Genomic DNA, 3,452 nt, shown 5'->3' on the forward strand with positions numbered 1-3,452 from the left:
GAAGTCGGGGATCTTGCTTAGAGACTGTACCTCATCAACCACCAAATCTGCTGTATGTCATTCGTCATACTCGCTATCGCGAGAAGCAAGCTACGTCATTTGTCATTTGAAGAGTGCGATAGTTTAAGGTAGCAATGAATTGATTGGTGAAGGATTCGGTATATTCGGGAAATAGCCAATCTGAGAAAGAACGAGTTTTATAATGATCAACTTTTTATTTGAACTTCTTTAACCAATCCGCACAGTTAAAGAGTTCAGTTTCAAATTCGATAAAGAAGTGACTATCGCGGTCATACAACGACCGGAGTATGACCCACCGTCGAGCGCCACAGGCTAAAAGTGTGAGGCAATTTTTGGATTGGGTTGGAACCGATGGATGATTAGAAACTTGCAATAGTTCTGGTACAAGGGTTTCTAAGCAGTGGACGGTGGGAAGAAATTCTTCAGCAGACATGGAGTGATTGGATGTAACTATCAGCTTTTGATTATAATCGTTGTTGGCAACCCCCTTTTTCAACAGATTTAAGGTCTATATGTAGCTTCCTTGGGGTCGGGATCTGGAAAACCTCTCTGGAAAACCTCTCTCCGAACCTCTCCCTAGCCCTCTCCTACAAGGAGAGGGAAGCGGAATATATTTTTTATTTGGAGAGGCTTTGAATTCTCCCCCATGGAATCAATAGGAACAGAGCAGATCAATTAAGGATTGGGGGAGTTCTTCATAATGATCGAGCAAAAAATCCACGATAGTCAACTGGCGCAAGTCAACGGGTTGAGGGGAGCGATACCCTTGACCTCGGTTGAACCAACATTGAACAGTTCCCAGGGAACGGAAACAGATGTGAGAAATTTGCTCATACGTGACATCCCATTTGGAATAAAACTTCTTGGGTGTCATCTTTAATTTACAGTAACAATAGAGGTCAATGATGTATTGTTCACGCTGGGTAATCGGGCGGGGATGGTGGGGGTCTTTGGGATTATAGAGTCCGGTTGGGGTACGCACCAATAGAGGCTCTATTTCCTGATCAGAATGGGTGGGATAACAGTATAGGTTGTCCTCATCTTCATGGGGAGAATGGTTGAGTGTTGACTGTGTAGGGGCGGGTTTAGGAACAAACAGGAATTGTTTTACCCAACTTGGTGGCAAAACCCGCCCGTCCTCTTGCTTTACGTCCTCCATTTCTTCACTGTGACGCAGAGTATTTAAAGCGCCAGCAATGAGTTTACCATTCAGGCTTTCGGTCAACTGCTGGATAAATAACGCCGCGATCGCATGGGCTTCCGCATCCGTTAGGTGCATTTGATCTGCATCGAAGTCAATGTCGCTGTGGTGCTTGATCAACCCGAGGAGTTGGGCGATACCCAATTCCTCTAAGACTTGCTGGATAGAGGGTTCAGCAGTATTGCTGGGGTCGAAGTTGGGGGAGATGTGTGTCATGTTTTTTTTCTCCTTTGATATTTAGTGTTTGATGTACTTATGGTAATGTTATAACATTTTAGGCAAAATAAAAACCCTTTTCTAGAAATTGGAAAGCCCCTCTTCTTACTACCTGCCATAGTAGAGACGTTGCATGCAACGTCTCTACCAAAGGAAGGTCAACCCATGTCAGGCTTAGTAGTCACACCGATGAATCAGGAATACCGAATCATGACTTATTCAATACACCTTAAAGGCGATACTCTCAAAGTGGATTTTGCCAAAACCGATGCAGGGAAGCCAATTCCGGCTGATGGCGATGTCATTGTGCAAGATGTGCAGACTCAGGTGAAGCAAATGATTGCTTCTGGAGAACTTTCCGGGGGGAATCTGCTCAAAATTAATGGGCGGATTTCAGTGGGGGCGAGTTATACTCTGGCTCATGAGGTGGCGCATCTGTATCGAGTGGTTGCAGTGGCGGATACACGGTTGGGGGCGTATGTGGTGGTGAGTAGTACGACACCAGAGTATCCTTTGGCTAGCCGCGTTGACGCTGAGCGGAGTCGAAGCGTCAATTTTCAGACTGGGGAGGTGACTGAGGTTAAGCGTTCGGCTGAGTTATCGACTCCTTCATTTTTTGTCCGTTGGGAAGGAGATGTTCTGAGAGTAGAGATTAATAATGAGGTGCAAGTAGACGGCGACCAAATTGTGCGCGATGTCAAGGCACAGTTACAGAAATTAATTAATTCGGGGCAATTAACAGGCGGAAAACTGCTGAAAATCAATGGGCGTTCAACAGTGTTAGCCTCTTTTGTCCTAGCATTGGAACTGGCTCATCGCTATAGTGCGATCGCAGTCTTTGATCCGAAAATAGGCGATCGCGGTTTAGACCGTTATATTATCACGATTAGTCATACTCCAGATTATCAGGTGGGAGACAGGATTGATCTGGAGCGTGATCCCTGTCAGACGGTGAAAGTAGTGCTATGCGGCGCTCCCAATACGGGAAAAACTGTTTTTCGGGATGGGTTGAAAGAGGCAATTCTGGAGCGAGAGGATGCTCCCCAGGATTTTTACACGATTTCCGGTTGTCCAGATGGGGATGGTAGCTGGTTTGCACAAACAGCACAGAAGTATCCGGAGTTAGCGGCAGAATTAAAAGCGGAGTATAAGGCGAAGTTTACACCGGAATTTGCCCAGGGCAAAGCGCGAACGATTGAAGTGATTAAAAACTCGTTATTACTGTTTGATGTAGGGGGTAAGATAAGTAAAGAAAATGAGTTAATTATGGCTCAAGCTACCCATGCAGTGATTTTAGCCAAATCGGAATCCGAGGTAGCCGATTGGCAAGAGTTTTGTCGAAAGCTGAACTTGACTGTGATTGCGATTATTTATAGTAGTCTTGATGCCACAACTGATACGATTCAAACCCAAACGCCGCAGTTAAGGGGAACAGTTCACCGACTGATTCGGGGTGAATCGGTGAAAACTCGTCCCATGATTCAAGAGTTGGCAAAGCAGTTAGTTGAGTTAGCCAGCTTGTAGTAAGGGCTTCAGCCCTCTCCAGAAAAGGTAGGGGCGCACCGACGTGCGCCCGTGTCAACTGAAGCTCAACCCCTCAACCCCAGCCCTCACCCCCAGCCCCTCTCCCAAGCTTGGGAGAGGGGAGCAAGAGGGGAGTAAGAGAATCTGGTTCCCCTTCTCCCGTGCAACAAAAGCTCTCGCATCCTCTGTCCTCCCCCCTCTTCGTCGGCTGACAGGTGTAGGTTTTAGGACTTACGCAAAGACTCTATATGTAGGGTGCGTTAGCGAAGCGTAACGCACCTTTGCCCTAAAAGCGTGGGATTAATTTGACAGTTTGATGGGCGCACATCGGTGCGCCCCTACGGTTTTAATCCACCACACCAATTAAGGTGCGCCACGCCAGTAGTGTGAGCCAGCAAGCTCGCTACCCATTCCCAATTTAAATGCTTGACAACTTACCCCCTTCATAAACCATGACGAACATTATTCCCAACTCATATCACCCAACAAC

At 46.7% G+C, this 3,452-nt stretch carries 3 protein-coding genes; 1 reads left to right on the plus strand and 2 read right to left on the minus strand.

The features are described 5' to 3' along the window. Positions 1-214: 214 nt before the first annotated feature. Together ACLFWI_RS28505 and ACLFWI_RS28510 are read right to left on the minus strand one after the other, a co-directional pair. A complete protein-coding gene (locus ACLFWI_RS28505) occupies positions 215-454 on the minus strand; it encodes a hypothetical protein (RefSeq protein ID WP_446415732.1) in 240 nt (79 codons plus the stop codon). Between the two features lie 219 nt (positions 455-673). Next, positions 674-1,438, minus strand: a complete 765-nt coding sequence (locus tag ACLFWI_RS28510) for a hypothetical protein (protein WP_446415733.1) — start codon at positions 1,436-1,438, stop codon at positions 674-676. 210 nt (positions 1,439-1,648) lie between these two features. On the opposite strand from ACLFWI_RS28510, the gene ACLFWI_RS28515 reads away from it, so the two are divergent. Beyond that, positions 1,649-2,962 carry a hypothetical protein gene (locus tag ACLFWI_RS28515; protein WP_446415734.1) on the plus strand — a complete coding sequence of 438 codons (1,314 nt, stop codon included), beginning with the start codon at positions 1,649-1,651 and terminating at the stop codon, positions 2,960-2,962. Positions 2,963-3,452 lie beyond the last annotated feature (490 nt).

The organism is Coleofasciculus sp. (assembly GCF_046539235.1).
Lineage (GTDB): Bacteria > Cyanobacteriota > Cyanobacteriia > Cyanobacteriales > Coleofasciculaceae > Coleofasciculus.